We start from the raw sequence: 25,776 nt of genomic DNA on the forward strand, positions 1-25,776 counted from the left end.
GGCTAGGACGTCGAACACGCGTTGTCAATGTCGTTCGCTTGCGTGCATCGCAGCATATTCAGGCCTGTATAAAAGCCTCCGTTCAAACCCTGAGCATCGCCGTCACGCCACCTTTCGAGGAGATGAACATGACCAGCATCACGAAGCTCTCCGTGCGCGATATCCGTTTTCCCACTTCGCGTTCGCTCGACGGCTCGGACGCGATGAACGCCGCGCCCGACTATTCCGCCGCCTACGTGATACTCGAAACCGATGCGCCCGGACTCGCGGGACACGGCCTCACCTTCACCATCGGACGCGGCACTGAAGTCGTCGTCGCGGCGGTGGAGGCGCTTGCGCCGCTCGTCGTCGGCAGGACTATCGAAGATATCGCCGCCGACATGGGCGGCTTCTGGCGCGCGTTCACATCGGATAGTCAGTTGCGCTGGATCGGCCCGGAGAAAGGCGCGATTCATCTCGCGACGGCGGCGGTCGTCAACGCCGTGTGGGATCTCTGGGCCAAGAGCGAGAAGAAGCCCGTGTGGAAGCTGCTCGTCGATATGAGTCCGGAACAGCTCGTGCGCTGCCTCGACTTCCGCTATGTGACCGATGCCATTACGCCATCCGAAGCGCTCGCCTTGTTGAATCGCCTGCATGCGACACGCGGCGAACGGGAAAAGGAAATGCTCGCTCAGGGCTTTCCCGCATACACGACATCCGCCGGCTGGCTGGGCTATGACGACGACAAGATTCGCCGGCTCGCGCGTGAAGGCGTCGCCGCGGGCTGGACGCATTTCAAGCAGAAGGTCGGCGGGAATCTCGACGAAGACATCCGGCGCGCGCGCATTCTACGGGAGGAAATCGGCCCCGACCGCAAGCTGATGATGGATGCGAACCAGGTCTGGGAAGTCGATGAAGCCATCGCGAACATGCGCCGTCTCGCGGAGTTCGATCCATGGTGGATCGAAGAACCCACGAGTCCCGACGACGTGCTCGGCCACGCCGCGATCCGCCGGCGCCTTGCGCCGATGATCGGCGTTGCGACCGGCGAGCATTGCCAGAACCGCGTGATCTTCAAGCAGTTGCTGCAAGCGGAAGCGATCGACTTCTGTCAGATCGATAGCTGCCGTCTCGGCGGCCTCAACGAAGTGCTCATCGTTCTTCTGATGGCTGCGAAGTTCGGCGTGCCGGTGTGTCCGCATGCGGGCGGCGTCGGCTTGTGCGAGTATGTGCAGCATATTTCGCTGTTCGATTACATCTGCGTGTCGGGTTCGCTCGATCGTCGTGTGCTCGAATACGTCGATCATCTTCACGAGCATTTTCTCGATCCCGTCGTCATTAGAAGCGGACGCTATATGCCACCCCAAGCACCCGGCTACAGCATCGAAATGCACGCGGCATCGCTCGATCGATACGAGTTCGGCAAAGGAGAAGCATGGCGCGAATGAACGCCCCTTCGTGGCAGGACGTCGTCACGCAAACGGAACGCGCGCTCGCATGCGGTGCGCTGCGTTCGTTCGATACCGTGCAAAGCGTGATCGAAGACGGCGGCGTGCCCTTCCTCGTGCGGCAAGCGGCGAACCTCGTACGAAAGGAGGAAGCGTCGAAGCTCGCGGCCAAGTCCGCGGCCGATGCGGCGAGCGCATGGCGCGATCCGTTCTCGCCGTGCGAAGAAGCGTTGCGTGTGGGCGATATCGGCGAGCGGCACTTCCTGTTGCTCAACAAGTTCAACGTGCTCGCGCATCATCTGCTGATCGTGACGAAGGACTTCGAGCCGCAGGATTCGCTTGTCGGCGAGGATGACTTCGCCGCGCTCTTCTCCTGCCTCGACCGCTTCGATGGTCTCGGCTTCTACAACGGCGGCACGGTCGCCGGATCGAGCCAGCCGCACAAGCATCTGCAAATCGTGCCGCTGCCGCTCGATGGACACGCGTTACCCGTCGAACCGTTCATCGAAGCCGCGCATACGAGAGGCGTTTTTCGCGCGCCGCAACTCGCGTTCGCGCACGCGGCAGCATGGCTCGATGACGATGCCGCCGCAAACCTGCACGCAACTTATCTGCAACTGATGAACGCGATCGGCGTGCAGCCGTTCGACGTCGCCGGTGTCGCGCACCAGAGCGCGCCTTACAACCTGCTCGTCACGCGCCGCTGGATGCTCGCGGTGCCGCGCAGCGTCTCGCATGTCGAAGGCGTCGCGGTGAATGCGCTCGGCTTCGCCGGCTCGCTGTTCGTGCGCGACGATGCACAGCGCAACGTCGTCGAAACACTCGGGCCGATGAAACTACTGGCAGACGCAACTATCTCTTGAAAACCACGGCAGCGCCCCGCATGTCCGCATCCAGACATCGGGAGTCCAACGAACATGGGAAGCCGGCCTCAATTCATCGACGATCTTGCGCGCGGGGCGCAGGACGCCGCGCCCTCCGTCCCGCTCGACGATACCGCCTTGCTCGACGCCTATTCGCGCACGGTCATCGGCGCGCTCGAGCGCGTGCAGCAAGCCGTGGTGTTCATCTCTGTCGAGCGCCAGCTCGCCGACGCGCGCGGCACGCGCCGTAACGTCGGCGGCACGGGCTCGGGATTCATCTTTACGCCGGATGGCTATCTGCTGACCAATAGCCATGTGGTGCATGGCGCGACGCATATCGTCGTCACGCTCGCCGACGGCGCGCGCTTCGATGCCGATCTCGTCGGCGACGATCCTGCGAGTGATCTCGCGGTGCTGCGCATCGGTTCACCGGAGCCGCTGCCGCATGTCGAACTGGGCGATTCGGGCAGTCTGCGCGTGGGGCAGATCGCGATCGCGGTGGGCAATCCGCTCGGGCTTGCGCAGACCGTGACGACAGGCGTCGTGTCCGCGCTTGGCCGCTCGCTGCGTTCTACTTCCGGCCGCATGATCTACGACGTGATCCAGACCGACGCCGCGCTCAATCCCGGCAACTCGGGCGGGCCGCTCATCAACTCGGCGGGGCACGTCATCGGGGTGAACACCGCCATCATTTCCGGCGCGCAGGCCATCTCCTTCGCCACCGCGATCGATACGGCCAAGTGGGTCATCATGCAGATCTTCGCGTACGGGCGCGTGCGGCGCGCGTATATCGGCGTGGCGGGCACGACGACGCCGATCTCGCGGCGCGTGCAGCGCTTCTTCGAGCTCGCCTCGGCGAGCGGCGTGCATGTGATGGAGATCGTCAAAGGCAGTCCGGCCGCGCTCGGCGGATTGCGCACGGGCGATCGTATCGTCGCGGTGGATGGTATCGCCGTCGACAGCGTCGATGGCTTGCAGCGCACGCTCGATGCATCGCGCATCGACAAGCCCGTGAAGATCGCGGTGCTGCGCGGCACGCAGAAGCTCGATATCGACGTGACGCCCGTCGAGCAGACGGGTTGACGCTGCGGCGGCGCATGTGATCGTCACACGCGCCGCCACGCGCGTCGCTTCGCTTCATTTTCTGCTGCCGGTCTCCCGCGCCGCTTCTCCCGCGTGCCCCGTGTCCCGTTCGGGCGCATTGGCGAACAGCTCCGCCAGGCGCTCGCGCAGCGCAGCCGCATCGCGCCGCAACGGCTCGTTCGTCGACGCGACGATCAATGCATCGATGCGCCGCTGCCAGTACTCGGGCCGCATGACGGCATGCCGCATGGGTTCGCCGTGCCCTTCCGTCGCGACACGCTCCAGTTCCGCGATCATCCGCCCAATGTGTGCGAGTTCCTCTTGCGCATGTTGATCGGCGCTCACAGGCGTCTCCTCCCTCGTCCCGCATCTGGATTCCCGCGCGGGTTCACACATGCTAAACGGCAAGACCGAAAGGTTTATTCCAGCGGCGAAGGGAAAACCCGAGCACATATTCGGGTCCGCGCCTTGCGCTATCTGTCACGTCTTGACGGCTATGTGCGCTAACAGCCGGTGCCGCTTGTGCGGCTCCGGCTTAATGTGAAAGCAGCAGGCAGTGTTCGCGCGCATGGGCCGCCCCGTCGAACGATCCTGCCCTGTCGGGGAAGGTCCTAAAAAGGATTGCCATGACCACGCACAAGAATAAACAGACGGCCTCGCGCCGCGGAGCGTTCCGTTGCACTGGCGCACAACTTGACGCCATATTGCGATTCGCTGAGGAACGCAAGCTCGACGATCAACCGCTGCATATCGTCGTCGCCGAATACTGGCGCTATCAGGCGCACGCGAAAGCGGCCTGATCGTTCGTCCTTCTCGCTGGTTTTTACGCTCGCCTGTGCGGGTCGCGGAGCGCTATTGTCCCGAAAGCACCCGCTGCTTGAGCACCCAGATCGCAGTCGGCACTGCGTAGTAGCCGCTGACATTGCCGGTGACGAGCTTGCCGGTTACCTGTATACGCGCGTTCTCGGTTGGCGTCGCATCGATGATCTGCACCGCCGACACGTTCGACTGCTGCCGCCCGCCCTGGCCCGCGCCTTGGCCCGCGCCTTGGCCGGTATTCGCGCTCAGCACGCAGATGGGGCCTGGCAGCGACAGCACCCACGCGGATTTCGCGGATGCATCTCCCTCGTGCGCGGCCTGGCGCGTCGCCGTGCCTTCGAGCGTGACGACATCGCCGTCGTTGTAGCAAGGCGCCGCCGCTGCGGAGCCTGCCATCAGTACCAGTACCCAAGCACAGGCTTTCGCAATCATTCGGACCTCGCGAAGAGCGCGTTGCGTGACGCGCGAATCCGGCAAATAAGTTCAGCTACTTTAGGTGATACGGGTTGGGGTCGCAACCTGCGCAAGACCGTGTTTGCCAAGCTTCCTTTCAAAACATTCATGCGGGAACGCGTGTTGCTGATGATCATCTGACGAATCGAACAGCGCGAGAGATGGATCGAAAACCGCGCACGAATACATCTGTTGCTTGGTTCGTGAAACGATGCGGGCCGACAGAGGGGGCGACGATGAATCAGGTCATAGTTGGAGTGTTCGGCTGCTATAGGGACGGGCATGACGCGCTTCGCGCATTGCAGCTCGCGGGCTTGCGACGCGACGATGCGCATCTGTATCGCGCGGGACGCGGCGAAATCGACATCGATGCGCTCCTGCCACCCACGCACGACGAAGACGACGCGGAGTACGTCGCGCATGGCGAACATCAGGGCGTGATCGGCGCCCGCAACCGTTTCGTGCCGCAAGATCCTTTGCCGCAGCGACCATCGGCACCGCCGTCCAGCGACGACACGACGCCGCAGCGCACGTTGCTCGTCATTCGCATCTCTGACGACATCAAACCTGGCGCCATCGGCGAAGTGCTGCACGAGCATGGCGCGATCGCCGTGAAAGACGCGAGCGGACACTGGCGCTTTTCGCCGTTCCGAAATCCGGCAGGCGTCTGAACGCGCACAAGTCAGTGCAGGCCGGGATGCGGCTTGCGCGTGGCGGGATGCGCTTCAGCCTCGGCACGCTCGTCGTCTTCGGGCGTGTCGTCGGAGGACGCCTCATCCGCCAGATCGCGTGCTTCCTGCGCCGCCGCCGCGGCGCGCAGCCTTCGACACTGCGCCGAATGGCGGAATGCCGCGAGCATGCGCACGACTTCGCGAGTTCTCGTTCTCATTGTTGCCTCCCTCGAAGCAGTTGAGAAACTACTTTAAGTGTAGGCGGCAAATCCTCAGGCGCAAGGCGTTCGCACGAAATAATGGCTTGCAGGCTTTCCCTTATTTGCGCGCATTTGAAGCCGGGCGACTGCTTGCGCAGATGTCCGGGTTTCTTGTCACTGCTTCGTTTGTCAACACCAACTTGCCGCTTCATATTCCGTTGGCATAACGCGGACCTCGCCGCAGAGGCACTGCTGACCGACAACGCACATGACGGCGGCGGCGAGAATAAAGAACTTAAACTGCGTCTTAATTCGGAAGACGCGATGACGCCGAAAAGCACGCCCGACCGATCGTGCCGATCGCAGCCGCACGCGATTATCCGAACCGTCTAGTACATTTGCCGCATCGTGACCTGTGCACAACACGGCGGAAAAGAACTTTACTGTCGCCTTGCCAGCGGTCTGCGATGCCGGGAGAATCGAAGCAACGGCCTGCAAGCCGTTCCTTCACACATGCCGTCAGCATGAACGCCGGGCAACGGTTTGCTGCACGCGACGGCGCATCACGAGAACTCGATGGCAACCTTAGAGGGCAAGGCGCGATACCGGATTGATACCGATAACACCGGCGCCGGTATCGCGATCATGATCCTGACGACAGCGACCTTCGCGGCAAGCGATTCCACCGTCAAGCTGATCGGCAACGCAGTCCCTCTACTGGCGCTACTCTGGGTGCGCTATCTGTTTCAGATGATCGTGATGGGGATCTGGCAAGTCCGGCGCCGCGCATTCGGTCTCTTCCGTTCCGGCAGCGTGAGGCTCCAGGTCGTGCGCGCGGTGCTGCTGCTCATCAACTCCGCTTGCACGTTCGCGGGCTTGCGCCATCTGCCGCTGCCGGTCACGACGTCGCTTGCGATGCTCGCGCCGCTCATCTCCACGCTGCTCGCCGCGCTCGTGCTCAAGGACGAGGTGCCGCGCAGCAAATGGGCGATGGTCGTCCTCGGTTTCATCGGCATGTTGCTGGTCGTGCGCCCGGGTGGCAGCCAGTTCAGCTGGACCGTTATCTTTCCGATCGGCGCCGCGACGTCCTTCGCGTGCTTCCAGGTGGTGTCGAGCCATCTCTCGCGCGTCGACGATGCAATCACAACCAACTTCCTCACGGCGCTCGTCGCCACCATCCTGTTATGCGTGCTCGTATGGATGGATCAGGCCGAAACCTTGCCCGCGCTCGCACAGGTGCGGGCGGCGAGCTGGCTGCTCGTCGTCTTCATGGCGACGATGGCAACCGTCGGGCACGGGTTCATGCTTCAGGCGTTGAAACGCGCCCCGCTTTCCGTGCTGACGCCGTTTTCCTATGGCCAGCTCGCGTTCGCGGCGCTCTTCAGCTGGCTGCTGTTCGGGCAGGCGCCTGACGTCTGGATGGCGATCGGCATGTGCGTGATCGCGGCGAGCGGCATCGGCACCGTGCTCCTGCATGGACGCAAGACGGCACCGGCCGTATCGACCGAAGTCTGACTTACAGGGAAGCGCGACAAACGGGCGCCCGAAGCGCCCGCGATCAGTTGGCGGAATGCGCGTGCAGCGCCTGGCCGGTACAGAGCCAGTGCGGATCAATGTCCAGCACCCGCGCGATGCGGTTGAATGCCGCGAATGGTGGAACCGTGATACCGCGCCGCCAGAATTGCACGTCGTGCTCGCTCACGTCGAGCCAGCCAGCGGCTTTTGCGGAACTGACGTTCGCCTTTTGCAAGGCGCGGTCGAGTCGTGCGGCCATGGCGCGCCGCAAGGCGTTGTCTTCGTGACTGCGTTCAAGATGGCCAAGGGTTTGGGAATGTCGCCCCATTTTCTTCAATTCTCTCAGATTTATATCTTTATGCCGTTCAGCGCCGGCTCATTCGCGCGAAAGTGAATCCTACGGATTTACGATGACGGAGCAGTGACAAAAATACCGACTACGTTCTCGCCCCGCTGGGTGCTCCGTCGCGCGTGTTGCAGTGCGACATTCTTTCAATTGACGCATCAAGGCGTCAAGTGGGGAAACAACGCATAAGCCAAGTTTTGGCTTAGGTGTTTACGATAGGTCGTAATGACAGCGCACCCGCGAGCGCTTTCATCTTATGGAAAATAACAGTCCTGATCGGGATCTATGCGCTTGCCGCAATACCGTCAGCGAAAACTAAATGACCGTTCGTATGATGTGATGTGTGATCAGGTTGTCGGATTAAATGAGCCTGCTTATTTACTTATTGCCACTCTGATTTTTGAATGATGGGCGATATGGTTTAAAGTCAAGCGGGGAAAACGTAATTGACACTCCACACGCTTTCCTTAAAATAGACCAATCGCTGCACTGCACAATCAATTGCAAAATCAATTGGCAACTTCCCAATGGAGTCCAGAATGAGCAGTCTTGCGCCGGAAAATGTAGTCGCGTCACAGAAGGCGGGGGTCGACACGACTTTCGGTCTCGCCGCACAAGCCGTGGGGGGCTTCGAAAAGTTGATCGACCTGAACGTGCGCACCGCCAGGACGGCACTTGACGAGCAACAGGCACTCGTCGCCAAAGCGCTTTCCGTGCGCGATCCGCAGGAATTATTCGCCCTCCAGAACCAGCATCTGCAAAACAGCGCCCAGCGGGTGCAGGCGTACTGGCAGAGCGTCTATGAGATCACGACAGGCGTGCGCGGCGGCTACATGGAAGCGGCGCAGGATCAGCTCGAGAAATCGCAGCGTAATGTGCAGGCATTCTTTGAAAGCCTCGTGAGCAACGCGCCCGTCGGCAGCGAAGCGGTCGTTTCGGCGTGGAAGAACGCGATCGATGCCGCGACGCAATCGGCGAATTCGGCTTACGAAGCCGCCAAAAAGGCTGCGAAACAAGTGGTCGAAGCGGCGCAGAACGACGCCACCATCGCGGGCCAGACGGCCGTGCGCACCGTAGCCTCGAAACCGGCGAGCGCGAAGAAGTAAATCTCGCGAATGCCGGGAAGAAAGGCGGACACGTTCCGCCTTTTTCTTTTCCCGTGTCAGGCGGCGAGACTCTTCAGCACCAGTTCATGCGAGCGGCCGATCCACACCGCCGAGTCGCGATGATCGACGAGCGCATTGCCCGTATTCGGATGCATGAAAACATCGAGCGTGCCGTGATGGAGGGTGAGCCAGGCGAGCATCGGCGCGAGCAGTTCGCCGCCGAAACCCAACTGGAAAGACCACATCGGATGCGGTCCGACCGGACGTTCGTGAAAGCGTCCCAGGCGCAATGCGCCGCTTTGCAATTCCGTCGCAAACTGTTGCTCGATGACGAGCCGAAGCTGCCACGCCGCGTCGCGGCTCGCGGCGTCGAAATACACGTGCGCGTGCCAGTCGGCGATCGTGCGGGTGTCCGTGGCGTTCATCGTTTCATCCGTGCGCGGCAATATTGAGACACGTCTCATTCTACCGAACGCGTTTCAGCAACGTTCGAGCGTCCAGAGCACGGCGCCGTCATCGAACGCGCGATGGTGCGTTGTGCGCATGCCGATCCCCGCGCCGAGTCGCGACAACACGAACGCGTCGGCGAAGCGCGTCAATCCGCCGATCGGGTGCGGCGACGAGATCGCTTCTTCAGACAAGCGCTCGATCCACAGCCAGCCCGCATCGCCCGACAGGGATTGGACGCGCCCGTTCGTCAGACGCGCCCGCCGCACGAGGACGCGGCTTTGCGGCAACGCTTCATCGACGACCCAGATGCGCGCCGATGTCCGCGTCGCGCCGCCAAAAGCAATCCACGGCAATCCCGATGTGCCCGCCGCGATGAGAAACGCGCGCCGCGTCGTGGTCATCGCCCTTCTCCTTTTGCGACGTCCGAACGCTTCGCGGGCCAGATGCCCTGTTTGCCCGGCGACAGAATCCCGTTCGGATCGAGCGCCGTCTTGATCGTGCCGGACAGTCGCATCAGCGCGTGATCGTTGAAGTCGTATTGCGCGGCGGCCAGATCCATATACGAGAGATGCGTCCGATATTGCCCGTAGCCGGCCGCGCCCGCCTCGCGGATCAGCGTTTCGATCAGCGCGCCGGCAGCGTGCGATTGCTTCGGATCGTCGCGATCGAAAATCGCCGCGAAGATGTGATGCATCGCGCGCTCGCCCGCCGTGAAACCGCCGTAGTAATCGAAGCCGAATTGCGCGGCGCGCTCGCGAACCATGCGGACCTGCTTGACGGCATCGCGTCCGATCGGCGGGCAGATCGGCGAAAAATCGATATGCGCGCCTGTGCCGCCGCGCCAGTTCAGCAGATTGAACGCTTCGAGTCCGGGAATGCCGACTTGCGCACGATCGCCGCCGCCCTCGGGTTCGAGGGATGCATCGCGATACGGCATCTCGAAGAGCGTCGCGCCCGCGATCGGCTGAAAACGCGCCCGCACGATATCGCGCCGCGCCTTCACGAGCGACGGCGGTCCATATAAACAGAAGCGCAGATTCCAGCGCCCGATGCCGATCTTGCGCGTCATGGCGTCGATGGCGTCGTCGGGCATCGCGCCTTCGCCGTCGTACCAGGTTTTCCGCGTCGATACGCCCGCGGCCCAGCGCACCGCGCTTTCGATGACCGCGTTGCTTTGAATCGTGCCGTCCATTCTGAGCGGACGCAGCGTATCGACGACGCGTTCGAGATCGTCTTCGCGCGCGAACGCGTAGCGGCAGATCATGTAGCCCTCGGGCGCGGGCATGAGCCGGATGCCGAGCTTCGTGACGACGCCGAAGTTCGACTGCTTGAACATGTCGTCGTAAGACGGCCCGAAGCCGCTCCTGAAAACCTGCCAGTCACGGCTCGACGTCATCGCGCCCATGCCGGTGCGCACGACATCGCCGTTTGCAAGCACGACCTCCATGCCGCACTGATGCGCCGCGTGGTCCCCGTACGGCGTCGTGCCATAGCCGCGTTCGAGCGTGTTGCCGATCACGCTGCCCCAGCCGGCCGCAGGCGGATCGAGCCAGAACCGCCGTGGTGTCCCGAGCGCACGATGCAGCTCGTAATACGTCACGCCCGGCTCGACCAGCGCATAACCCAGCGTTTCGTCGATCTCGATGATGCGGTTCATCCGGCGCAAATCGAGCACGACACAGCCGCGCATGCGCGGCGCGGCGCCGCCGTAGGCGAAGTTGCGTCCGGTCGATACGGTCCAGAGCGGCACCTGATACCGGTTCGCCACAGCCAGCGCCGCGCGCACGCCTTCGACATCCTTCGGCAGCACGACAGCGGACGGCGCGTGCGCGAGTGCATCGCCGGGTGCGAATGGATCAAGATACGAAGCCGGATCGTACGACACCGCGTCGCTGCCGAGCGCCGCCGCGAAGGCCGCGAGCGCCGCCCGGAACTGCGCCGCCGACAAGCCCGGCGGCAGCGGCGTCGCGCTCAATATCCGCCGCTGCTGCCGCTGCCGGACGTCGTGCCGGATGATGTCGAACTGCCATCGGTCTGACATCCCGCGAGCAAACCGGCGAGCAGAGCGAGCACGACTGTTGCGATTCTGGCGAGCTTCATGGAAGCACCTCCGAAAGGTTTGAAAAGCGGACACGGCGATTAAGCCGCTTGTCCATTAAACGCGCGGCGGTGTGCCGATATTCCTTCGCGAGGCCGTATGAGACAATTTCGCGCCGCGCAAAGCCCTCGCGCGCACTTTCACCCACGTCACGCGATGAAGCGCTACCAAGCCCTTGCCGACACGATGGCCGCCGAGATTCGCGCGGGCCGGCTGCCCGTCGGCACGCGCCTGCCGTCGGTGCGGCATCTGACGACGCAATACGGCGTCGGCCAGTCGACGGTCTTTCGCGCGTATTACCTGCTCGAAGAATGGGGCTTGATTCGCGCGCGCGAACGTTCCGGCTATTACGTCGCACCGGGCGCGAAGGTAGCGACGCAAGCTACTTCGCCCACGCCGCTCGCGGAGCCCGCGGCCATCGACGTGAGCAGCCTCGTCTTCTCCGTGCTCGATGCGGTCAAGCGTCCGGACGTCGCGCCGCTCGGCTCCGCGTTTCCGTCGCCGAAACTCTTTCCGCTGGCACGTCTTGCGAAGTCGCTCGGCCACGCGGCGCGCATGCTCGATCCGTGGAGCACGGTCGTCGACATGCCACCGGGCAACGAGCAACTGCGGCGGCAGATCGCACTGCGTTACATCGGCATGGGCATCGCGCAGCCGGTCGAGGAACTCATCGTCACGAACGGCGCGATGGAAGCGCTCACGCTCAGCCTCATGGCCGTCACCAAGCCGGGCGATGTCGTCGCCATCGAATCGCCCTGCTTCTACGCGGCGTTGCAGGCGGTCGAGCATCTGGGCCTGCGCGCGGTCGAGATTCCCGTCGATCCGCGAGAAGGGCTCGATCTCGACGTGCTCGCCGAAGCGCTCGTCAAGCATCCGGTGCGCGCCTGCTGGTTCATGACCAACTTTCAGAATCCGACGGGCGTGACGCTCTCCGTCGAGAAAAAGCGCGCGCTGGTCGGCTTGCTCACGAAGCATGACGTTCCGCTCATCGAGGACGATGTCTACGGCGAGCTGCATTTCGCGCCGGATCGTCCGCCGCCCGCGAAAGCCTTCGATACGACAGGTCTCGTGATGCATTGCGCGTCGCTGTCGAAGACGCTCGCGCCGGGTTACCGGCTCGGCTGGGTCGCGGCGGGCCGCTTCGCCGACGCGATCCGCCGGCTCAAGCTGATGACGAGCATCTCGACCAGCATCCCGGTTCAGGCGGGCATCGCCGACTATCTTCAGCACGGCGGCTTCGACAAACACCTGCGCAAGCTGCGCGGCGCGCTTCTCACGCAGCGCGGTGCGATGGAACACGCCATCGCGCGCTGGCTGCCGCCGGAGGTCGCGCATCAGCAGCCGGAGGGCGGCTATTTCCTCTGGCTGCGACTGGCCGAGCATGTCGACGCGATGCAGTTGCACAAGCGCGGACTCGAACATGGCATCAACGTGACACCCGGACCGATCTTCTCCGCGCGTCACGCGTTCGGGAATTACGTGCGCATCAACTTCGGCCATCCGTGGTCGCCGCAGGTCGAGGGCGCCGTGAAAACGCTCGGAGAACTTCTGCGCGCCGCGTCGTAGAAGGCCTTTGCGGCCGATTCGCCCATGCTAGACTGCTGTACATGCATACAGTATCCGAGCCCGCCTACACCGTCGCCGTGCGCGCGCTCTGCGAGTTCACCGCGAAACAGGGCGACCTCGATCTGCGCTTCACGCCCACGCCAAGCGCGCAGGAAGGCGTCGCGGGCCACGTCGCGGTGACGAGCCGCCGGCCGGCCGGATATCAGAAGGAAATATCGCTTTCGGAAACCTACGGGCCGCTCTTCGTGCGCGGCCGCGCCGACGGGTACGATCCCGCGCTCAACCGTCTCGAAGAGATCAAGACGCATCGCGGCAAGCTCGAATCGATGCCGCAGAATCATCGTCATCTGCATTGGGCGCAGGCGCGTGTCTATGCGCATCTGATGTGCCGCAAGCTCGGGCTCGACGCCATCGAGGTCGCGCTCGTGTATTTCGATATCGTCGATCAGACCGAGAGCGTGCTCGTCGAAACGCAGACCGCCGAAGCGCTCGCGACGCATTTCGCGGCGCAGTGCGAGCGCTTCATCGCGTGGGCAGAACAGGAGCTGGCGCACGGCGCGGCGCGCGATGACGCGCTCAGAGCACTCGTGTTTCCTCACGCGGATTTTCGGCCCGGCCAGCGCGCACTCGCGGAAGCGGTGTATCGCTCGGCGGTGTCCGGCCGCTGTCTCGCGGCGCAGGCGCCGACCGGCATCGGCAAAACGGTCGGCACGCTCTTTCCGCTGCTGAAGGCGTGGCCGGGCCAGCGGCTCGACAAGATCTTCTTTCTCACGGCGAAGAGCGCGGGACGGCAGCTCGCGCTCGATGCGCTGACGACGCTCGCCGCCAGGCCGTTACGCGTCGTCGAACTCGTTGCGCGCGACAAGGCTTGCGAATACCCCGATCGCGCGTGCCACGGCGAGTCGTGTCCGCTCGCGCGGGGCTTCTACGATCGCCTGCCCGGGGCGCGTGCCGCCGCCCTCGACTGCGCGCAGCTCGACCGCGCGTCGGTTGCCGAGGTCGCACGAGAGCACGAAGTCTGTCCGTACTATCTGAGCCAGGAACTGTCGCGCTGGGGCGACGTGATCGTCGGCGACTACAACTATTACTTCGATACGAGCGCCATGCTCTTCGCGCTCGCGGAGGCGAATCGCTGGCGCGTGTCGGTGCTCGTCGACGAAGCGCATAACCTCGTCGAACGGGCGCGCGGCATGTATTCCGCGACGCTCGATCAGGCCGCCTTCAATGCGATGCGTCGCGGCGCGCCCGTTTTGCTGAAGCAGGCGCTCGGCCGCGTCGCGCGAAGCTGGAGCGAAGTGACGCGTGAACAGGACGCGGCGAACATCGAATACGCGGCACATGCGGAACCGCCCGCGCGCCTGCTCACGGCGCTGGGGCAAGCCGTCTCGCTGATGACGGAAACGCTCGGCGAGCAGCCCGACGTCTTCACGCCCGAAATCTTGCGCTTCTATTTCGATGCCATGCATTTCACGCGCATCGCGGAACGCTTCGGTTCGCATTCGATCTTCGACATCACGCTTGGCCGGGTGGGTGCAAACGCCAAAAAACGCAATGCCGTGCTGTGCCTGCGCAACGTGATTCCCGCGCCGCATCTCACGCCGCGTCTGGCGCGCGCCCACAGCGTCGCGCTTTTTTCCGCGACGCTCACGCCCGCGCACTTCTACGCGGATACGCTCGGCCTGCCGGAGTCGAGCGTACGCATCGACGTCGAATCGCCCTTCTGCGCCGAACAACTCGACGTGCGCGCAATCGCCGACCTGTCCACGCGCTATCGCGACCGCGCGCGCTCGGTGGACCGTATCGCCGACCTCATCGCCGCGCAGCTCGAAAGCGCCGAGGGCAACTACCTGAGCTTCTTCAGCAGCTTCGAGTATCTGACGCAAGTCGCGGCGGCGCTCGCGCTCCGTCATCCGTCGATTCCATGCTGGCAGCAATCCCGCGCGATGAGCGAAGCGGCGCAACGCGAGTTTCTCGCGCGTTTCGTGGCCGGCGGGCGCGGCGTCGGTTTCGCGGTGCTCGGCGGCGCGTTCGGCGAAGCGATCGATCTGCCCGGCACGCGGCTCATCGGCGCGTTCGTTGCGACGCTCGGTCTGCCGCAGCTCAATCCTGTCAATCAGCAAATGAAAGCGCGCATGCACGAGGCGTTCGGCGAGGGCTACGCATACACGTATCTTTTTCCCGGCTTGCAGAAAGTCGTGCAGGCGGCCGGGCGTGTGATCCGCGGGCCGCTCGATCGCGGCGTGCTCTATCTGATCGACGACCGCTTCGCGCGCGCGGAAGTCCGGCGCCTGCTACCCGCGTGGTGGCAGGTGAAAGTGCTGCGGCAACGTGACCTGGGCGTATCGGGAAATCCGACTATCTAGACGCGCACGGTGCCGCCGTTAACGGGTCTATCGCGGGCATTCGTCTTGCTGCTCTCAGGCGCCTCAGGGACACGAAGATGTCCCGGCAGGGTCGAGAGAGCCCATTAAAGGAGAACCCACATGTCTGCCGCTCATACCCCGCGACCCATCGATGCGCTCGACGTGCTCGAAGCCGATCACCGCGCCATCGAACAACTGTTCGATGCGTTCGAGCGCGCGGAACGCAACGATTTCGAACGCAAGAACACGCTCGCCCAGCGCGCGTGCGAATTGCTCACGATCCACGCGATCGTCGAAGAAGAAATGCTGTATCCCGCCGCCCAGGAGGCGCTCGGCGCAGATCAGCGCATCGATGTGGACGAAGCCTACGTCGAGCATTTTCTGGTCAAGACGCTGATCGAACGGTTCGCGAGCCTGAAGGCGGGCGACGACGGTTTCGATGCGACTTTCAAGGTACTCAAGGAGAACGCGACGCATCACATCGAGGAAGAGGAAACGACGCTGTTCCCCGAAGTGCGCAGGACGCAAATGGATCTCGTCGCGCTCGGCGCGAGGATGGCGGCGCGCAAGGCCGCGTTGAAGGAGCGCATCGCGGAGACCGCGACGGCGCATTGAAGGCGCGTCGTTCCGAATTGCGCAGCAAGACCCGGAGTGCGTGCGCAGCGCGCGTGGCGCACACTGCAGGCAATTAACGCCCATCCGGAGAAACGACATGAAGGTGCTCGAACGCGCGACGGCAGACGATATCGGCGAACGCATCGACGCGCTCGACTGGGCCGATCTCGAAGCGCAACTCGATAGCTTCGGCTGCGCCACCGCGCCCGCGCTCTTTTCGCGCGACGAATGCGAGGCGCTCGCCGCGCTATACGATCGCGACGGCATCTTTCGCAGCCGCGTCGTGATGGAACGCCACGGCTTCGGGCGCGGCGAATACAAGTACTTCGCCTATCCGCTGCCCGAAACGCTGGAGCGCGCGCGCCGCGCGGTCTATCCGCATCTTGCGCCGATCGCCAATCGCTGGAATGAGGTGATGGGCGTCGAAACGCGCTATCCGCGCGAGCACGCCGCGTTCATCGAGCGCTGTCACCGCGCGGGGCAGACACGGCCGACGCCGCTCCTGCTACGTTACGTGCCCGGCGATTTCAACTGCCTGCATCAGGATCTCTACGGCGAGCACGTCTTTCCAATTCAGATGGCGGTCCTGCTTTCCGCGCCCGGCCGGGATTTCACCGGCGGCGAGTTCGTGATGACGGAGCAGCGTCCGAGAATGCAGTCACGTGTAGAAGCCGTGCCTCTTTCACAAGGCGATGCGGTGTTTTTCGCGGTGCATCATCGGCCGGTGCAGGGCACGCGCGGGCCGTACCGGGTGAACATGAAGCACGGCGTGAGCCGCCTGAGATCGGGGCGGCGGCATATGCTCGGCGTGATCTTTCACGACGCGCAGTGAGCGCAGGCGTTATTCGTTTTCGTCGAAGTAATGCCCGAAGCGCGCCTGCTTCGTCTTGATGTAGCGCTCGTTTTCCTCGCGCATCGGGATGGCGAGCGCGACGCGTTCGGACACGGGAATATCGTGCTTGAGCAGCGTGTCGAACTTCGACGGATTGTTGCTCATGAGGCGCACCGACTTCACGTTCATCGAGCGCAGGATCGCGGCGGCGGAATCGTATTCGCGGGCGTCGTCGGGCAGGCCGAGATGCAGGTTCGCATCGACGGTATCGAGCCCCTGCTCCTGCAGCGCATACGCGCGGATCTTGTTTGCGAGGCCGATGCCGCGCCCTTCATGGCCGCGCAGATACAGCAGGATGCCGCGATCCTCGGCGGCGATATAACGCAGCGCCAGATCGAGTTGCTCCCCGCAATCGCAGCGGTACGAGCCGAACACATCGCCGGTCACGCATTCGGAATGCAGGCGCGTCAGCACCGATTCGCCGTTGCTCACGTCGCCCATCACGAACGCGATGTGTTCGACATCCGTGTGCTTCACGCGATAGACGTAGGAATCGAAGGTGCCGTAGCGCGTCGGAATGGTGGCGGTCGCCACGAGTTCGACATCCGCGCACTCGTCGCACTCGCCGAAGCGGTGTTGCGGGTCCTGCACGTCCTGCGGGGGAGAAGCGGTTTTCATAGGTCAATCTGCGAGTCCACGACGCCGGACGCGGGCCCGATGGATCGTGCTCATCGCGCCAGCCCGGCTGGTCATGTTAAAGCCCATCGGGAAAGTTTGCAGATTGTCTCACGGCACGCGCCGCTTCCCCCGCTTTCCCGTACGGGCGTTCCGCTTATCGAACGCGTTCTCTCACTCCCGCTCTCACGCCCTCTGTCACGCCGGATTCTCGAAATTGCCGGGACTTCTATCCGTCGCGCGCCATTCGGGCTTGCGCACCGGGTCGGCCTTTTGCAGCGCAGCGCGCACGCCGGCTGCGTCGAAATCGCCGGTATAGACGGGCGTTGCGGGCTGCTGTCGCCATGAATCGTCGATTTCGCCTGCATCGACGGGATCGAAGCCGATTTCATCGACGAGCTTCATCACGACGGCTTTCGCCTTCGCGTCGTCGCCCGCGACCGGCAGCGCGATGCGCCCGGGCGTACCCGGAGGCTTGCCGCGATTGCGCAGATGATCCGCGTAGATATTGTTGAAGGCCTTCACGACCGGCCGCCCGATCTGCTGCTCGACCCAGCGGCTTTCCGGTGTGCCCTTCTCGATGCCATCGATACGACCGTCGCGCTGCTGCGGATAATAGTTGCCCGTGTCGATGACGACGACGCTCGCCGGCACGCCCGCAAACAGGTCTTTCGGCAGATTCGGCACTTTTGCCTGCGGAATCGTCACGACGACGACGTCCGCATCCTTCACCGCGTCGCGCGCTTGCACGGCCGTCGCACCGGTCTCGCGTTCGATGTCCGCGAGCGACGCCGGTCCGCGCGAATTGGCGATGCGCACGTCGTGGCCGTTCTCGCTGAACCGCAGCGCGAGCACGGAACCGATATTCCCGGCGCCGATAATTCCGATTTTCATACTGCCTCCTGGATAAAAGTGAAGCGACGAAGTGCCCTCGAGGAACCTGCAAGGGACGCGCGCAATCAGAATGCCTCATGCGGGAAAACGACAAATATGGCGCCGATAGCTCCGAGCTATCCCGACAATAAAATCAATCCACTTCGCAGGAGCGATAGTTTTCCTGTATAGTTCACCTACTTCTTCAACACCACTCCAAAAGGAACCTGGTAATGCCTATCATCAACAGCCAAGTCAAGCCGTTCAAAGCAACCGCCTATCACAATGGCGAATTCGTGACCGTCACCGATGAGAGCCTGAAGGGCAAGTGGTCGGTGTTCGTGTTCTACCCGGCCGACTTCACGTTCGTGTGCCCGACGGAACTGGGCGACCTGGCTGACCGCTACGAAGAATTCAAGAAGCTGGGCGTGGAAATCTACTCGGTCTCGACCGACACGCACTTCACGCACAAGGCATGGCACGACACGTCGGACACGATCCAGAAGATCAAGTACCCGATGGTGGCCGACCCGACGCTCGCGATCTCGCGCAACTTCGACGTGCTGATCGAGGAAGAAGGCCTGGCGCTGCGCGGCACGTTCGTGATCAATCCGGAAGGCGAGATCAAGCTGTGCGAAGTGCACGACAACGGCATCGGCCGTGACGCCGGCGAACTGCTCCGCAAGGTTCAGGCTGCTCAGTACATCGCGAAGAACCCGGGCCAGGTGTGCCCCGCCAAGTGGACGCCGGGCGCTGAAACGCTGACCCCGTCGCTGGACCTGATCGGCAAGATCTAAGTCTCGTTTTTTACGAGCGCTGCATCGGATCTGCCGCGGTTCAGCGGCAGGTTCACCCCTAAAGACGCCTTCGTCCGGCGCTGCGATAAACGCAGCGTCGCGGCGAGGTGCGTCTGCACCACCCAAAGTCAAGGAACGGACATCGCCATGCTCGACGCCAATCTCAAGAATCAATTAAAAGCGTATCTGGAAAAAGTCACCCGGCCGATCGAACTCGTCGCCTTCCTCGACGACGGCGACAAATCGCGCGAGCTGAAAAGCCTGCTCGGCGAAATCGCCTCGCTGTCGCACCAGATCAGCGTCGTCGAGAAAGAGGACGCCAGCGTGCGTCGTCCGTCCTTCACCATCGGCGAGGCGGGCAAGCCCGCGGGCATCCGGTTCGCCGGCATTCCGATGGGCCATGAATTCACGTCGCTCGTGCTTGCGCTTCTGCAAGCCGGCGGCCACCCGATCAAGCTCGACGACGCCACCATCGAGCAGATTCGCAATCTCGACGGCGACTACGCGTTCGAGACGTATTTCTCGCTGTCGTGCCAGAACTGCCCGGAAGTGGTGCAGGCGCTGAACGTGATGGCGATCATCAACCCGCGCATCAAGCACGTCGCGATCGACGGCGCGCTGTTCCAGAAGGAAGTGGAAGACCGCCAGGTCATGTCCGTGCCGATGATGTTCGTCAACGGCGACAGCTTCGGTTCAGGCCGCATGGGCGTAAAGGAAATCTTGGCGAAACTGGACACGGGTGCATCGGCGCGCGCGGCGAAGGAACTGGAAAACAAGCCGGTTTTCGACACGCTGATCGTCGGCGGCGGTCCCGCAGGCGCGGCGGCGGCGATTTATTCGGCGCGCAAGGGCATCGCGACGGGCGTCGTCGCGGAGCGCTTCGGCGGCCAGGTGCTCGACACGATGGCGATCGAAAACTTCGTCTCCGTGAAAGAGACCGAAGGACCGAAGTTCGCGACCGCGCTCGAAGAGCACGTGAAAAGCTATGAAGTCGACGTGATGGACGTGCAGCGCGCCGAAAAGCTCGTGCCGGGCCGCATCAACGAGATCCATCTGGCGAGCGGCGCGGTGCTGAAGGCGAAGACGGTGATTCTGTCGACCGGTGCGCGCTGGCGTGAGATCAACGTGCCGGGCGAGCGCGAGTATCGCGGCCGCGGCGTGGCGTACTGCCCGCACTGCGACGGCCCGCTCTTCAAGGGCAAGCGCGTCGCGGTGGTGGGCGGCGGGAATTCCGGCGTGGAAGCGGCGATCGATCTCGCGGGCATCGTCTCGGCGGTCACGCTGATCGAGTTCGGCAACGAGCTGCGCGCCGATGCAGTGCTGCAGAAGAAGCTGCGCAGCCTGTCGAACGTGACCATCGTCACGCAGGCGCAGACGACCGAAATCACCGGCGACGGCAAGAAAGTGAACGGCATCACGTACACGGAGCGCGCGACAGGTGTGAGCCAGCATGTCGAGCTGGAAGGCGTGTTCGTGCAGATCGGCCTCGTGCCGAACACCGAATGGCTGAAGGGCACGGTGGAACTGTCGAAGCACGGCGAGATCGTCGTCGACGCGAAGGGCGCGACCTCGCTGCCGGGCGTGTTCGCCGCCGGCGACGTGACGACGGTGCCGTACAAGCAAATCGTGATCGCGGCCGGCGACGGCGCGAAGGCATCGCTGTCGGCGTTCGATCATCTGATCCGCGCGTCGGTGGAAGACGAGGCAGTGGTCGAAGAAGAAGCGGCGGCCTGAGCGTAGCGGGCGTCGTAGTGACCGGAAGGCGGACGGGGCAACCCGTTCGCCTTTTTTATCTGGTTTGCGCGGGCTTCGGCTTCAGCACCATCGGGAACGTCACCTCGAACACGCTGCCGTGGCCTTTCGCCGACTGGAACCGCAACTCGCCTTCCAGTGTGCGCGACAATTCCTTGACGATCGCAAGCCCGAGTCCCGCGCCGGGAATGTCGTCATCGGCGGCGCGCTCGAATTCCTGGAACACGCGCTCCTGATCCGCCGCGCCGATGCCCACGCCCGTGTCGGCGACGCGCAGCTTCCATTGCTCATCGGGCGCCGCCGCGATCGCCAGGACGATCTCGCCCGACGACGTGTACTTGATCGCGTTCGTCAGCAGATTCAGCGCGACCTGCTTGACCTTCAGCCGGTTCGACGTCACCGCGCCGAGCGCCGGATCGAACTGGCCGATGAGCTTGAGCCCCTTCGCCTCGGTCGAGACGCGGCACGCCTGCATCAGTTCGTCGAACAGGCCGACGAGATCGAACGGCTCGACCGTGAACAGCGAATCGTCGCCGAGCACTTTCGAATATTCGACCATTTCGTCGACGAGCGTCGCCATGTCGGCGACCTGCCGGTTCGCGAGACCGAGCGCCGTATCGCGCTTCGCGGGCGAGCGCCCGGCGAGCTGCAGCGCCGTCGAAAACACGTTCAGGAAGTTGCGCAGATCGTGCGCGACGCGCCGCGCGATCTGCATGCGCGTCTCATAGAGATCGCCGATGAGTTTCTGCCGCAGCGTCAGTTCGTAGTTCGCGCGCTCCAGCATGCCGGTGTATTCGTCGATCTTGCGATCGCGCTCGCCAATCGCCTCGCGTATCGACGCGAGCGTGACGAAGCTCACCACCTCGTCGGTCATGAGGCGCGCGTGCTCCTCGTCGGCGCGGGACAAATCCTCGTGCGTGCTGGCGTACTCGCCGATCGCGAGCAGCAGCGCCTGACGGAACAGATCGAGCTCGCGCACGAGTTCGTCCACACGATAGCCCTGCTGCCAGCGCCATTGCCCGTGCTGGCGCGCGTCGCGCTCGATCGCGCCTTCCTGGTCGCGCAGATTGCGCGATTCCAGCACGACGCAGATTTCCTCGAAGATGCTCGGCAGATGATCCGCGAGCTGCCGGTAGGTGAGTTGATCGGAATGTTCGACTTCCTGATCGCCGAACACGAGCTTCATCCATCGCTCGGTGAGTGCGTGTTGTTGCTCGCGCAGCGCGGCAACGAGACCCTTCAAGCCGACCGACGTGTCGTTCATCTGCGAGCCCCCGATTGCTTAAGGCGCCGGAGGACGGCGCGCGGTGATCGTGATATGCAGTCGAAAGCACGTCCCGGTGTCGCCCGCGGCCGCACGCGAATGCTTCGCCAGTATAGGCGCGATGCCCGCGCCGATGGTGCATATCCCAGTCTTCCCTTGAACTTTCCGAGACTTTCCCTGAAGCCTCGATCGGGCACTGGATTCAGTGTTCCTTTCAAATTCCGCCACGAGGTTTCGGCACGCATACGATCGACAGATCGGCTGGAACGTGCAGAATTGCGCCTGTTCCCTTCACACAATCGACCGGAGCCCGATATGACGACATCCTCGGCCGACTGGCAGGCCCGCCAGTACACGCTCTTCGAAGCGGAGCGCACGCGCCCCGTGCGGGACCTCCTGAACGCGACGCAGGCAAAGGCGGCGCGCACGGCGGTGGATCTCGGCTGCGGCCCCGGCAACTCGACCGAAACGCTTGTCGACTACGCGCCGCACGCGCGCGTCGTCGGCGTCGATAATTCCAGCGACATGATCGAGTCGGCGAGAAAGCGCCTCCGGGACGTCGAATTCGAACTCGCCGATATTTCCGCGTGGCAGGGCGAAGGCCCGTTCGATCTGATCCTCGCGAACGCGTCGCTGCAGTGGGTGCCCGATCACGAGACGGTGTTTCCATCGCTCGTCGGCAAATTGTCGAAGGGCGGCCAGTTGGCCGTGCAGATGCCGGACAACCTCGACGAGCCCGCGCATCGGCTGATGCGCGAAACCGCCGCCGACGGTCCGTGGCGCGACAAGCTGAAAGGCGTGGAACGCACCGCGCGCTATCGGGCGGATGCGTATTACTCGCTGCTCAAACCGCATTGCGCGGGCGTCGACGTGTGGCGCACCACGTACCATCACCCGCTCGCGGGCGGCGTCGATGCTGTCATCGAATGGTTCAAGGGCAGCGGGCTGCGGCCGTTCCTCGCAAAGCTCGATGCACAGGAAACGACCGCGTTCCTCGAGCGCTATCGCGCCGGGCTGGAAGCGGCCTACGCGGTGCTCGACGACGGCACGGTGCTGCTGCCCTTCCCGCGCATCTTCATCGTCGCGACGCGCTGAATCTCAATGCGGCCGGCTCTGCTCGCGCAGCATCTGCACGAACTGGCGCGCGGCCGGCGAGAGTTCCCCGCCCTTGCGCGTGACGATGCCGTAGGTCTGCGACTTCGATTTCATGCGCACCGGGAGGATGCGCAGCATGCCGTGACGCTCGAAAACCTTCGCGACGCTTGCCGGCAGGATCGACACGAGTTCCGGGCTCTCCTGCAGCAGCGTCACGGTCATGAGCGGCGAGGCGGTAGAAATCGGGTTTGACGGCATCGGCAGGCCGGCGAGATCGAGCTCGCGCTCGAGCAGCGCGCTCATCGGCATGTAGCTCGGATAGGTGACCCAGCGGTAACGGGCGAGATCCGCGAAACGGACGTCCTCTTCGCCCGTGCGCTCGTGAGCGTGGCCGACGACGATGCAAAGCGGCTCGTCCGCGAGCGGCTGATAGTGATATTTCGACGGCTGATCCGACACGCTCGACCTGCCGATCACGAGATCGACGCGGCCGTCGTCGAGCATCGGCAGCATGCGCGCACTTGTATCCTCGACGATCTCGATGGCGAGATCGGGGTGCCTCGCGTGCATCTCATTGACGATCGGCGCGACGACGCCCGGCACCGCGCCCATGATCGTGCCGACCGTCAGGCGCCCGCCCGTGCCCGCGCGGATTTGCGCGACTTCCTGGCACAGCGCGTTCAGATCGGCGGCCAGCACGCGCGCGTAGCGCACCACGCAGCGGCCGAACGGATTCGGAATCAGTCCGCTCTTCGCGCGCTCGAAGAGCGGCGCCTCCAGCATCGATTCGAGTTCGGCGAGCGCCTTGCTCGCGGCGGATTGCGTCATCGCCATTGCGCTCGACGCCTTGTGCAGCGATTTGTGGTCGTCCAGCGCGATCAGCAACTGCAACTGCTTCATGCGCAGCCGCGACATCAATACATCGAGCGTGTTCTTCATTCGTCGGCCTGCGGGAGCGCGCGAGGTGATTCCTAAAAGCGATCAAGCGATGGAAAGGTTTCAGTATACGGGCCACGCGCAACGCCGTATAGTCGGGCATGAGGCAGTCATCGTACAACTGGCCGCCACGATCATTCAAAGGAAGGACGAGACAACATGCAACTCACTGGCAACCTGCTCATCGGTCAGCAATCGGTTTTCGGCTCGAACGGCTCGATCAAGGCCGTCAACGCGTCGACCGGCGCGGCCATCGAACCGGCTTTCGGCGGCGCGACGCTCGCCGATCTCGACCGCGCGTGCGCCCTCGCATGGGCCGCGTTCGACGTTTATCGCGAAACCGCGCCCGAGGCGCGCGCGAAGTTTCTTGAAACGATCGCGCAGAACATCCTCGAGATCGGCGACGACCTGATCGAGCGCTGCATGATCGAAAGCGGCCTGCCGCGTGCGCGCCTCGAAGGCGAGCGCGGCCGCACGGTCGGCCAGTTGCGCATGTTCGCGGACGTGGTCCGCAACGGCGACTTCCTCGGCGTGCGCATCGATCCCGCGCAGCCCGAGCGCAAGCCGCTGCCGCGCGTCGATCTGCGCCTGCGCCACATCGGCGTCGGCCCGGTCGCCGTGTTCGGCGCGAGCAACTTCCCGCTCGCATTCTCGGTCGCGGGCGGCGATACGGCTTCGGCACTCGCAGCCGGCTGCCCCGTCATCGTCAAGGCGCACTCGGCGCATCCTGGCACGGCGGAGCTGGTCGGCCGCGCGGTGCAGAAAGCGGTGAAAGATTGCGGCATGCCCGAAGGCACGTTCTCGCTCCTGTTCGACAGCGGCCGTGACGTCGGCCAGGGCCTCGTCAAGGACAACCGCATCAAGGCGGCCGGCTTCACCGGCTCGCGCGGCGGCGGCACGGCGCTGATGAAACTCGCGGCAGCCCGCACCGAGCCGATTCCCGTCTACGCGGAAATGAGCAGCATCAACCCGGTTCTGCTGTTCCCGGCGGCGCTCAAGAACCGCGGCGAAGCCATTGCCAAGGCGTTCGTGGGTTCGCTCGTGCTCGGCGCGGGCCAGTTCTGCACGAATCCAGGCCTGGTGCTTGCCGTCGACGGTCCGGATCTCGACAAGTTCATCGCGGCGGCGTCAGCAGCGCTTTCGGAAACCGCCGCGCAGACGATGCTCACGCCGGGCATCTGCAAGACCTATCAGGGCGCCGTCGAGCGCGCCGCCGAACATGCGGGCGTGACGACCGCCGCGCGCGGCGTCGAGGCGAAAGGCGAGAATCAGGGCCAGTCGGCGCTGTTCGTCACCACCGCCGACGCGTTCCGCGCAAGCCACGAACTGCAGGAAGAGATCTTCGGCGCGTCGTCCCTCGTCGTGCGTTGCCCGGATCTCGCAACCATGCTGGATCTGGTCGAATCGCTGGAAGGCCAGTTGACCTCGGCGCTGCACATCGACGAGGCGGACTACGCCGATGCAAAGCGCGTCCTGCCCGCGCTCGAACGCCGCACCGGCCGTCTGCTGGTGAACGGCTTCGGCACCGGCGTGGAAGTCGGCCACGCGATGGTTCACGGCGGCCCGTTCCCGTCCACGGCCGATGGCCGCTCGACCTCCGTCGGCAGCCTCGCGATCAACCGCTTCCTGCGTCCGGTGAGCTATCAGGATCTGCCTGACGCGCTCCTGCCCGACGCATTGAAGACGGACAATCCGCTCGGCCTGAACCGCCGCATCGACGGCAAGCTGCAACTGGCCGAGTAAGGCTTCGGCTTCCGGTCAGCCTGACGAGGGCCGCGGCGCGACATTCGCGTCGCGGCCTTCGTCGTTTGCGGACTCTGCGGATTTTTTCGCAATACTTCGGATAGCTTATCAATGGCTTATCGGCATCCGTCGATTCGATCAAATCGTGTTTAAACGCCCGGCGTGGGCGCGGAACAACGCTTCGGCGAGCGCGGGAAACGCTTTGGCATCAGTGGGTTATCCGGCCATCGCGCG

Annotated in this window: 26 protein-coding genes; 14 read left to right on the forward strand and 12 right to left on the reverse strand. The window is 63.8% G+C overall.

Annotated elements, in window-relative coordinates; genetic code table 11:
• Positions 1-128 precede the first annotated feature (128 nt).
• From NCR38_RS18395 to NCR38_RS18405, 3 genes are read left to right on the forward strand one after another with little or no spacing between them, the layout of a single operon-like run.
• Positions 129-1,427 carry an L-fuconate dehydratase gene (locus NCR38_RS18395; protein ID WP_250477451.1) on the forward strand — a complete coding sequence of 433 codons (1,299 nt, stop codon included), beginning with the start codon at positions 129-131 and terminating at the stop codon, positions 1,425-1,427.
• On the forward strand, positions 1,415-2,290 hold the full coding sequence (locus NCR38_RS18400) for a phosphorylase (RefSeq protein WP_250477452.1): 876 nt from the start codon (positions 1,415-1,417) through the stop codon (positions 2,288-2,290). Before NCR38_RS18395 ends, NCR38_RS18400 begins: the two co-directional genes overlap by 13 nt.
• Positions 2,291-2,344: 54 nt before the next feature.
• Positions 2,345-3,373, forward strand: coding sequence for a S1C family serine protease (locus NCR38_RS18405; protein WP_061118086.1), 1,029 nt, complete (start codon positions 2,345-2,347; stop codon positions 3,371-3,373).
• A 54-nt stretch (positions 3,374-3,427) separates the two neighbouring features.
• Here NCR38_RS18405 and NCR38_RS18410 read toward each other — a convergent pair whose 3' ends face one another.
• Together NCR38_RS18410 and NCR38_RS18415 are read right to left on the reverse strand one after the other, a co-directional pair.
• On the reverse strand, positions 3,428-3,718 hold the full coding sequence (locus NCR38_RS18410; protein ID WP_061118085.1) for a hypothetical protein: 291 nt from the start codon (positions 3,716-3,718) through the stop codon (positions 3,428-3,430).
• A 507-nt stretch (positions 3,719-4,225) separates the two neighbouring features.
• Positions 4,226-4,588, reverse strand: coding sequence for a hypothetical protein (locus tag NCR38_RS18415; protein ID WP_250477453.1), 363 nt, complete (start codon positions 4,586-4,588; stop codon positions 4,226-4,228).
• A gap of 293 nt (positions 4,589-4,881) precedes the next feature.
• On the opposite strand from NCR38_RS18415, the gene NCR38_RS18420 reads away from it, so the two are divergent.
• Complete coding sequence (locus NCR38_RS18420) at positions 4,882-5,316, forward strand: hypothetical protein (RefSeq protein ID WP_061118083.1); 435 nt, start codon at positions 4,882-4,884, stop codon at positions 5,314-5,316.
• Between the two features lie 11 nt (positions 5,317-5,327).
• On the opposite strand, the gene NCR38_RS18425 is transcribed toward NCR38_RS18420, so the two are convergent.
• Positions 5,328-5,534: a hypothetical protein gene (locus NCR38_RS18425; protein ID WP_061118082.1), complete on the reverse strand. Its 207-nt coding sequence runs from the start codon at positions 5,532-5,534 to the stop codon at positions 5,328-5,330.
• Positions 5,535-6,092: 558 nt separating this feature from the next.
• On the opposite strand from NCR38_RS18425, the gene NCR38_RS18430 reads away from it, so the two are divergent.
• A complete protein-coding gene (locus NCR38_RS18430) occupies positions 6,093-7,031 on the forward strand; it encodes a DMT family transporter (protein WP_061118150.1) in 939 nt (312 codons plus the stop codon).
• 43 nt (positions 7,032-7,074) lie between these two features.
• On the opposite strand, the gene NCR38_RS18435 is transcribed toward NCR38_RS18430, so the two are convergent.
• Positions 7,075-7,290, reverse strand: coding sequence for a helix-turn-helix transcriptional regulator (locus NCR38_RS18435; protein ID WP_086961010.1), 216 nt, complete (start codon positions 7,288-7,290; stop codon positions 7,075-7,077).
• 626 nt (positions 7,291-7,916) lie between these two features.
• Between NCR38_RS18435 and NCR38_RS18440 the strand changes: the two genes are divergently transcribed.
• Positions 7,917-8,483, forward strand: coding sequence for a phasin family protein (locus NCR38_RS18440; RefSeq protein WP_061118080.1), 567 nt, complete (start codon positions 7,917-7,919; stop codon positions 8,481-8,483).
• Positions 8,484-8,539: 56 nt separating this feature from the next.
• Here NCR38_RS18440 and NCR38_RS18445 read toward each other — a convergent pair whose 3' ends face one another.
• From NCR38_RS18445 to NCR38_RS34170, 4 genes are read right to left on the reverse strand one after another with little or no spacing between them, the layout of a single operon-like run.
• A complete protein-coding gene (locus NCR38_RS18445; protein ID WP_061118149.1) occupies positions 8,540-8,908 on the reverse strand; it encodes a DOPA 4,5-dioxygenase family protein in 369 nt (122 codons plus the stop codon).
• Between the two features lie 54 nt (positions 8,909-8,962).
• Positions 8,963-9,334, reverse strand: a complete 372-nt coding sequence (locus NCR38_RS18450; protein ID WP_061118079.1) for a hypothetical protein — start codon at positions 9,332-9,334, stop codon at positions 8,963-8,965.
• The gene (locus tag NCR38_RS18455) at positions 9,331-10,908 is read right to left on the reverse strand and encodes an FAD-binding oxidoreductase (protein ID WP_086961006.1); all 1,578 of its coding nucleotides are present in this window, start codon (positions 10,906-10,908) and stop codon (positions 9,331-9,333) included. Before NCR38_RS18455 ends, NCR38_RS18450 begins: the two co-directional genes overlap by 4 nt.
• Positions 10,905-11,033 carry a hypothetical protein gene (locus tag NCR38_RS34170; RefSeq protein WP_284502295.1) on the reverse strand — a complete coding sequence of 43 codons (129 nt, stop codon included), beginning with the start codon at positions 11,031-11,033 and terminating at the stop codon, positions 10,905-10,907. The genes NCR38_RS18455 and NCR38_RS34170 overlap by 4 nt, the downstream gene beginning before the upstream one ends.
• A 154-nt stretch (positions 11,034-11,187) precedes the next feature.
• Between NCR38_RS34170 and NCR38_RS18460 the strand changes: the two genes are divergently transcribed.
• The 4 genes from NCR38_RS18460 to NCR38_RS18475 all read left to right on the forward strand — a co-directional run bounded on the left by NCR38_RS18460 (position 11,188) and on the right by NCR38_RS18475 (position 16,407).
• The gene (locus tag NCR38_RS18460; protein ID WP_061118078.1) at positions 11,188-12,597 is read left to right on the forward strand and encodes a PLP-dependent aminotransferase family protein; all 1,410 of its coding nucleotides are present in this window, start codon (positions 11,188-11,190) and stop codon (positions 12,595-12,597) included.
• Positions 12,598-12,638: 41 nt separating this feature from the next.
• Positions 12,639-14,960 carry an ATP-dependent DNA helicase gene (locus tag NCR38_RS18465; protein WP_061118077.1) on the forward strand — a complete coding sequence of 774 codons (2,322 nt, stop codon included), beginning with the start codon at positions 12,639-12,641 and terminating at the stop codon, positions 14,958-14,960.
• Positions 14,961-15,080: 120 nt separating this feature from the next.
• Positions 15,081-15,575, forward strand: a complete 495-nt coding sequence (locus NCR38_RS18470; protein ID WP_061118076.1) for a hemerythrin domain-containing protein — start codon at positions 15,081-15,083, stop codon at positions 15,573-15,575.
• A 97-nt stretch (positions 15,576-15,672) separates the two neighbouring features.
• Complete coding sequence (locus NCR38_RS18475; protein WP_061118075.1) at positions 15,673-16,407, forward strand: 2OG-Fe(II) oxygenase; 735 nt, start codon at positions 15,673-15,675, stop codon at positions 16,405-16,407.
• Between the two features lie 9 nt (positions 16,408-16,416).
• Here NCR38_RS18475 and ribA read toward each other — a convergent pair whose 3' ends face one another.
• Together ribA and NCR38_RS18485 are read right to left on the reverse strand one after the other, a co-directional pair.
• Entirely contained in the window at positions 16,417-17,085 is a 669-nt protein-coding gene (gene ribA, locus NCR38_RS18480; RefSeq protein ID WP_061118074.1) for a GTP cyclohydrolase II, read from the reverse strand.
• A 195-nt stretch (positions 17,086-17,280) separates the two neighbouring features.
• Positions 17,281-17,976, reverse strand: coding sequence for an NADPH-dependent F420 reductase (locus NCR38_RS18485; protein ID WP_061118073.1), 696 nt, complete (start codon positions 17,974-17,976; stop codon positions 17,281-17,283).
• A gap of 212 nt (positions 17,977-18,188) precedes the next feature.
• Here NCR38_RS18485 and ahpC point away from each other — a divergent pair, with 212 nt between their 5' ends.
• A complete protein-coding gene (ahpC, locus tag NCR38_RS18490; protein WP_061118072.1) occupies positions 18,189-18,752 on the forward strand; it encodes an alkyl hydroperoxide reductase subunit C in 564 nt (187 codons plus the stop codon).
• A gap of 147 nt (positions 18,753-18,899) precedes the next feature.
• A complete protein-coding gene (ahpF, locus tag NCR38_RS18495) occupies positions 18,900-20,486 on the forward strand; it encodes an alkyl hydroperoxide reductase subunit F (RefSeq protein ID WP_061118071.1) in 1,587 nt (528 codons plus the stop codon).
• Positions 20,487-20,541: 55 nt separating this feature from the next.
• Here the strand turns inward: ahpF and NCR38_RS18500 are convergent, their stop codons facing one another.
• On the reverse strand, positions 20,542-21,768 hold the full coding sequence (locus tag NCR38_RS18500) for a sensor histidine kinase (RefSeq protein ID WP_061118070.1): 1,227 nt from the start codon (positions 21,766-21,768) through the stop codon (positions 20,542-20,544).
• 315 nt (positions 21,769-22,083) lie between these two features.
• Here NCR38_RS18500 and tam point away from each other — a divergent pair, with 315 nt between their 5' ends.
• Positions 22,084-22,863, forward strand: a complete 780-nt coding sequence (gene tam / locus NCR38_RS18505; protein WP_061118069.1) for a trans-aconitate 2-methyltransferase — start codon at positions 22,084-22,086, stop codon at positions 22,861-22,863.
• A gap of 3 nt (positions 22,864-22,866) precedes the next feature.
• Here tam and NCR38_RS18510 read toward each other — a convergent pair whose 3' ends face one another.
• Positions 22,867-23,802, reverse strand: coding sequence for a LysR family transcriptional regulator (locus NCR38_RS18510; RefSeq protein ID WP_061118068.1), 936 nt, complete (start codon positions 23,800-23,802; stop codon positions 22,867-22,869).
• 156 nt (positions 23,803-23,958) lie between these two features.
• Between NCR38_RS18510 and NCR38_RS18515 the strand changes: the two genes are divergently transcribed.
• The gene (locus NCR38_RS18515) at positions 23,959-25,542 is read left to right on the forward strand and encodes an aldehyde dehydrogenase (NADP(+)) (RefSeq protein WP_061118067.1); all 1,584 of its coding nucleotides are present in this window, start codon (positions 23,959-23,961) and stop codon (positions 25,540-25,542) included.
• Positions 25,543-25,776: the final 234 nt, after the last annotated feature.

It is taken from the genome of Caballeronia sp. INML1 (genome assembly GCF_023631085.1).
Classification (GTDB): domain Bacteria; phylum Pseudomonadota; class Gammaproteobacteria; order Burkholderiales; family Burkholderiaceae; genus Caballeronia; species Caballeronia turbans.

Excerpts from the sequence above, each read along its gene's own strand:
- NCR38_RS18420 (WP_061118083.1), top strand. The coding sequence starts at position 4,882 with ATGAATCAGGTCATAGTTGGAGTGTTCGGCTGCTATAGGGACGGGCAT.
- NCR38_RS18485 (WP_061118073.1), bottom strand. The coding sequence starts at position 17,976 with ATGAAAATCGGAATTATCGGCGCCGGGAATATCGGTTCCGTGCTCGCG.
- ahpF (WP_061118071.1), top strand. The coding sequence starts at position 18,900 with ATGCTCGACGCCAATCTCAAGAATCAATTAAAAGCGTATCTGGAAAAA.
- NCR38_RS18510 (WP_061118068.1), bottom strand. The coding sequence starts at position 23,802 with ATGAAGAACACGCTCGATGTATTGATGTCGCGGCTGCGCATGAAGCAG.
- NCR38_RS18450 (WP_061118079.1), bottom strand. The coding sequence starts at position 9,334 with ATGACCACGACGCGGCGCGCGTTTCTCATCGCGGCGGGCACATCGGGA.
- NCR38_RS18405 (WP_061118086.1), top strand. The coding sequence starts at position 2,345 with ATGGGAAGCCGGCCTCAATTCATCGACGATCTTGCGCGCGGGGCGCAG.
- NCR38_RS18515 (WP_061118067.1), top strand. The coding sequence starts at position 23,959 with ATGCAACTCACTGGCAACCTGCTCATCGGTCAGCAATCGGTTTTCGGC.
- NCR38_RS18415 (WP_250477453.1), bottom strand. The coding sequence starts at position 4,588 with ATGGCAGGCTCCGCAGCGGCGGCGCCTTGCTACAACGACGGCGATGTC.
- NCR38_RS18435 (WP_086961010.1), bottom strand. The coding sequence starts at position 7,290 with ATGGCCGCACGACTCGACCGCGCCTTGCAAAAGGCGAACGTCAGTTCC.
- NCR38_RS18465 (WP_061118077.1), top strand. The coding sequence starts at position 12,639 with ATGCATACAGTATCCGAGCCCGCCTACACCGTCGCCGTGCGCGCGCTC.
- NCR38_RS18500 (WP_061118070.1), bottom strand. The coding sequence starts at position 21,768 with ATGAACGACACGTCGGTCGGCTTGAAGGGTCTCGTTGCCGCGCTGCGC.
- NCR38_RS18425 (WP_061118082.1), bottom strand. The coding sequence starts at position 5,534 with ATGAGAACGAGAACTCGCGAAGTCGTGCGCATGCTCGCGGCATTCCGC.
- tam (WP_061118069.1), top strand. The coding sequence starts at position 22,084 with ATGACGACATCCTCGGCCGACTGGCAGGCCCGCCAGTACACGCTCTTC.
- NCR38_RS18395 (WP_250477451.1), top strand. The coding sequence starts at position 129 with ATGACCAGCATCACGAAGCTCTCCGTGCGCGATATCCGTTTTCCCACT.
- NCR38_RS18445 (WP_061118149.1), bottom strand. The coding sequence starts at position 8,908 with ATGAACGCCACGGACACCCGCACGATCGCCGACTGGCACGCGCACGTG.
- ahpC (WP_061118072.1), top strand. The coding sequence starts at position 18,189 with ATGCCTATCATCAACAGCCAAGTCAAGCCGTTCAAAGCAACCGCCTAT.
- NCR38_RS18460 (WP_061118078.1), top strand. The coding sequence starts at position 11,188 with ATGAAGCGCTACCAAGCCCTTGCCGACACGATGGCCGCCGAGATTCGC.
- NCR38_RS34170 (WP_284502295.1), bottom strand. The coding sequence starts at position 11,033 with ATGAAGCTCGCCAGAATCGCAACAGTCGTGCTCGCTCTGCTCGCCGGT.
- ribA (WP_061118074.1), bottom strand. The coding sequence starts at position 17,085 with ATGAAAACCGCTTCTCCCCCGCAGGACGTGCAGGACCCGCAACACCGC.
- NCR38_RS18475 (WP_061118075.1), top strand. The coding sequence starts at position 15,673 with ATGAAGGTGCTCGAACGCGCGACGGCAGACGATATCGGCGAACGCATC.
- NCR38_RS18440 (WP_061118080.1), top strand. The coding sequence starts at position 7,917 with ATGAGCAGTCTTGCGCCGGAAAATGTAGTCGCGTCACAGAAGGCGGGG.
- NCR38_RS18430 (WP_061118150.1), top strand. The coding sequence starts at position 6,093 with ATGGCAACCTTAGAGGGCAAGGCGCGATACCGGATTGATACCGATAAC.
- NCR38_RS18400 (WP_250477452.1), top strand. The coding sequence starts at position 1,415 with ATGGCGCGAATGAACGCCCCTTCGTGGCAGGACGTCGTCACGCAAACG.
- NCR38_RS18470 (WP_061118076.1), top strand. The coding sequence starts at position 15,081 with ATGTCTGCCGCTCATACCCCGCGACCCATCGATGCGCTCGACGTGCTC.